Annotated in this window: 6 protein-coding genes and 1 pseudogene; 4 read left to right on the plus strand and 3 right to left on the minus strand. The window is 44.3% G+C overall.

Features of this window, described 5'->3' with window-relative positions:
• The 3 genes and pseudogenes from J0895_RS16760 to J0895_RS16770 form a co-directional block, all read right to left on the minus strand.
• On the minus strand, window positions 1-202 hold a 202-nt coding region (locus tag J0895_RS16760; RefSeq protein ID WP_207089184.1), incomplete at its 3' end, for a hypothetical protein.
• A 49-nt stretch (window positions 203-251) separates the two neighbouring features.
• A pseudogene (locus tag J0895_RS27015) lies at window positions 252-470 on the minus strand (tyrosine-type recombinase/integrase); the annotation flags it as partial.
• A gap of 157 nt (window positions 471-627) precedes the next feature.
• Entirely contained in the window at window positions 628-828 is a 201-nt protein-coding gene (locus tag J0895_RS16770; protein ID WP_207089185.1) for a hypothetical protein, read from the minus strand.
• A 454-nt stretch (window positions 829-1,282) separates the two neighbouring features.
• On the opposite strand from J0895_RS16770, the gene J0895_RS16775 reads away from it, so the two are divergent.
• From J0895_RS16775 to J0895_RS16790, 4 genes are all read left to right on the plus strand, one after another.
• The gene (locus J0895_RS16775) at window positions 1,283-2,083 is read left to right on the plus strand and encodes a hypothetical protein (protein WP_207089186.1); all 801 of its coding nucleotides are present in this window, start codon (window positions 1,283-1,285) and stop codon (window positions 2,081-2,083) included.
• Window positions 2,084-2,139: 56 nt separating this feature from the next.
• On the plus strand, window positions 2,140-2,280 hold the full coding sequence (locus J0895_RS16780; RefSeq protein ID WP_207089187.1) for a hypothetical protein: 141 nt from the start codon (window positions 2,140-2,142) through the stop codon (window positions 2,278-2,280).
• A gap of 165 nt (window positions 2,281-2,445) precedes the next feature.
• The gene (locus J0895_RS16785; protein WP_207089188.1) at window positions 2,446-2,982 is read left to right on the plus strand and encodes a hypothetical protein; all 537 of its coding nucleotides are present in this window, start codon (window positions 2,446-2,448) and stop codon (window positions 2,980-2,982) included.
• A 208-nt stretch (window positions 2,983-3,190) separates the two neighbouring features.
• A complete protein-coding gene (locus J0895_RS16790; RefSeq protein WP_207089189.1) occupies window positions 3,191-4,072 on the plus strand; it encodes an endo-1,4-beta-xylanase in 882 nt (293 codons plus the stop codon).
• The last annotated feature ends 5 nt before the right edge of the window (window positions 4,073-4,077 follow it).

A 4,077-nucleotide genomic window follows, 5' to 3' on the forward strand; every position in this document is an offset into this window, starting at 1 on the left:
CCTTAGCGAGTTCCATATCCATCACAGGTAGGCCAGGGACGGTGAAATTGGCATAACCTTTAAACAGTTTTTGCGTTTCTGGGAATTTAAGCGTAGCGCTAGAATCCCCGATCAAGGCTCTTGTCAATATTTCATTTTGATTAAACCCATCCAGTGCACGGATATCCCCAGTCGGGTCTATCGAAAAATTTAGGTGACGCATAAGTTCTAGCCTTTAGCCGAATAGATTGGATTTATTAGAGTAGTGCGATCTATAAGCTTACTTGAGCCGGATCCACTTCAATGTAACGAAGCAAAACGCGATCGCGAAGGTGCCCGGTGATTTTTCTCAACACTGGCAAACTTACCCCTGAGCTTGAAAGATTTGTAATCAGAGTCCGTCGGGTTGAGTGAGTTGCGATGCCTCGCGCTTCTAACCCGGCCCGGGCAACTGCCAGACGAAACCAGCGATCGGCTGCCTGAAAAGTGACGTGCTTACTGGGGAACCGAGCGCGGGGTCAAAGCCAATCGCTCCCCGGCCGGTGGAATCTTTCAAGTTCATCTCTTAAGAGAGGGTGTACCGGGACTTGCCGAGTCGTGCGGGTGAGGTAGGGTGATGCGGGGCGAGTAGAGGCACGGAAAGTTATCTCAGTTTGGGGGGGTCCGATGAGTTGACTCATCGTAACAGTCCCTCACCCGTAATTGCACGATCGCACCCCATCTTTCCCCGGTGAATCGGGCGATCGATAAAAGCAATCTATGGGAATGGTTCGATATTTGCTTAAATATCCGGGCATAATCTGAATCCGATAAGATTTCGGCTTGTCCGAAACGATTGTTTTTAGCCATTAGTTAAGTTTATCTTTTCACCGAAAAAGGTCCACAAGTTACACTATAATCATTTGAAATATCTTAAAACATCGCCTACGCCCTATTATTCATAGGTGTTTCCGGCTTTTGAGATAACTCTAAATTTTAGCCAAAAGTTACACTTGAATCCGGAAAAATTGACAGCTAGACTAAGAAGAGAGAAACCGAACCTTAGTAGGTGAGAAGGATGGACAATGAAGATAAAAAGATTTTAAATTGCCGTTTTACCTTACTGCACTCAGCAATTGAGGAACTGGCCCGGTTCAGACGCAACGAATATGACGGATTGATTTTGAGGATTGAATCCCTGGAATCAAAAATGCATGAAGCTCACTTAAGCTCCCAGTTCCAAGGGGGAATCTATGGCGGTATTTCTGGAATTCTGACCAGCCTGTTTTTCATGGCCTTTCTGTACTTTTCAAGGAATAACTAGATGCCGTGGTGTGATCATGACCCTGGGAATAGCGATGACCCACCCCCACCCCCACCCCCACCTTCACTTGATTGCGATGTTTGCGGATTTTTGCGCTCAACCTATGACTTGGTTTTAGCTCAATCCTCTGCATTAACAAGGGTCGAGGGAAAAATCGATTTAATGGCCCAAGATATAGGCGTCTATTTAAAACCTCAATTTAACTGGCTCTTTGAAATCGGTGACAAATGTGATGACCCTCAAATTAAGAGCTACTCAGGGAGTGGTAAAGGTTTACCCGCAATGGGTTTAATGCTCGCTCACATTTCTCGAATGCTAGAAGTCTTGAGAAAATCCAATTGTGAAAAAGAAGCCATTGCAGCTATTCCAGAGCATTGGCCGATTAAACCTGAGTCGAAGAGACCTCAATTAGTGTTACTTTGTGCTGAAGAAAAAGAAGACGGGTCTCTGGGTTCAGCTAAATATCCAATAGCAATTCCTCACTATCGCTATTCAAATCCTCAGACTACTCCACCTTTTATCTATTTTAATAAGGGGTCAATTCAAGGGGTGTTAGTCCTAAAAAACAATAGCAAAGTAATAATTTATGCCTCTACCATTAACGAAGCTAAACGAATATTGCGGGCCATTTCAAGCCATATCGACCCGGCATATATAGCAGAATTTTCCCCTAAAATTGGCCCGATAGCAGGCACGGGTTTTCCAGCAAAAACAGTGTATCCCAAGTACGCAAAATACTTTAGTAAGGGTGCGGTAAAGAGGCAACTTGACTGGGTTGTAGCATTTTCTCATGAATCTTAAAAAACATCGTACCTTAACCCTCGATAGGCGGTTGACTTACCGTTTATCCCTTTTTGATGAAATTTTTACGGTATAGTTATGAAGAGAAAGAAGGGGGTGCAGAGAAAGGCTATCTGGTGATGGAATTCCATTGGAATTTTAATAGCGTTCCAATGACCCGCGTGAGGCTCACTAATGGCCCGCGTGAGGCTCACTAATGGCCCGCGAAAGGCTCACGAAAGGCTCACGAAAGGCCCGAGAGAAGCCCGCGAGATGCTCACGAAATGCCCTTGAGAAGCTGGTAAAATGCTTATTGCTATCAATGAAGCTGATAAAAATAGGCTTATTTTCTTCAAAAGCATACCAAAAATAACGAGGACTCTATGGCTCTAAGAGACGGACCTTTACCCGGCTATTACGTTGAAGCAATCACGGGAATTCTTAAGGATAAGACAGCCAGCAATCAGACCGAAGTTGATAACGATCTCTGCTTTATCAAAGATTATGTTGCTCAGTGGCTAGGGCTGTCTATTGCAACCCCTCGCGTTGGAGTATTCAACAATACAAATAACTCTAACCAGGTAAATGCAGGGAAGGAATTTGCTATCAAGGGGCAAAGAGGAAGTTACCAATATAAAATCCTCCTTATCCCGGCGACGCCAATCCCGGTATCCTATTACGATCCGAGCACGGGTGCGTTGGTAAGTGAAAGTATTCCCCGAAATAGCGTCTCTATCTCCCTATCTAGGACGATTGGAGTTGCTTTTCTTCGAGCATGGCTTATCAACAAGGTAGGCGCGGGGGTAAGGGTGAAATTGTTGAAACAGCGGCAACTAAAATCATGGGGATTGTCACGCCGTGGGATAGAAAATACATTTGGCGTACCCCGCTTATTCCTACTCCCGTTTTTGATGGCTTAGAGACTAATGTTTACTTAACCAGCAACCAGAACTCTGTGGGCGCTGGCACTGGCAGCCCCGCCCCCGCCCCTACGCCGTAATCTCTCAATTAGTTTTGGTCCGATGTTTTGGACAGGACCGAGCCCGTTTGCTCCCTTGTTTAATCAACAAGTCAGGGCGCGGGCATTATTTTTCAAATTAGTTAAAGCCTAAAAAAAGGGGAAGTTTTATGAGCTTAAAGCCCTTAATCCCCTCAAGTTTAAAGCTAGGAACCGGGGAGGATTTTAAAGCGCTAAGTCAAGATGAAAGATGGCAGCACTTGCTAACTGAAAACTTCAATTTACTCACCCCTACTAATTCCCTAAAGTTAGGCAGGGTAGCAAAAAAAACTCATAGCTTGGATTTCAATGAAGCCGATTGGTTTGTTGATTTTGCGGATAAAAAGAATCTTATTGTGCGGGGTCACCTGATGGTTTCGGGGCGCTCTATCCCAGAGTGGTTAAAGGATATGGAATCTCGACAATTTTCTGCAACGATAAAAGATTACATTGTTCAGACGATGAGAAGATACCCAAAAATAATTGATTGGGACGTTGGTGGAGAAGCGTTTGAAGATAACGGAAATTTAAGAGCAACAATTTTAAGTTATCATCTAGGAGCCAATTGGATACAGCTTTGTTTACTTTGGGCAAAAGAAGCTCGACCGGATGCCAGACTTTTTTACTCAGAGTTTAAAATTAACAGACTAACTAAGCAAAAAAGCGTCTTGAAATTGATAGAATATTGCCGCGTTGAATCGATACCCTTGGATGGAATATCGGTACAGTTACACCATAATGTTGCAGGAACTCTAAAGTTACTGGGATTAAAAGGTTTTTTGCGTAAGATTCAAGATAGAAAGCTCGTAACTCAATTTACCGAAATCAGCCTATGGAATCATTCCCCCTCTCCGGTACGGGTTGAGTTACGAGCTCATGCGATCGCGTTCAATGAGTTGTTACGCATGGCCCTTGTCATGGGAATCGACACTTTCAACGTTTGGGGCGCTACAGACCGCTATGCATGGCGCTTGGACGAGCGATCACCCTTTCTATTTGACTCTGAGTATTAGCCTAA

It is taken from the genome of Phormidium pseudopriestleyi FRX01 (genome assembly GCF_017313335.1).
GTDB lineage: Bacteria > Cyanobacteriota > Cyanobacteriia > Cyanobacteriales > Laspinemataceae > Laspinema > Laspinema pseudopriestleyi.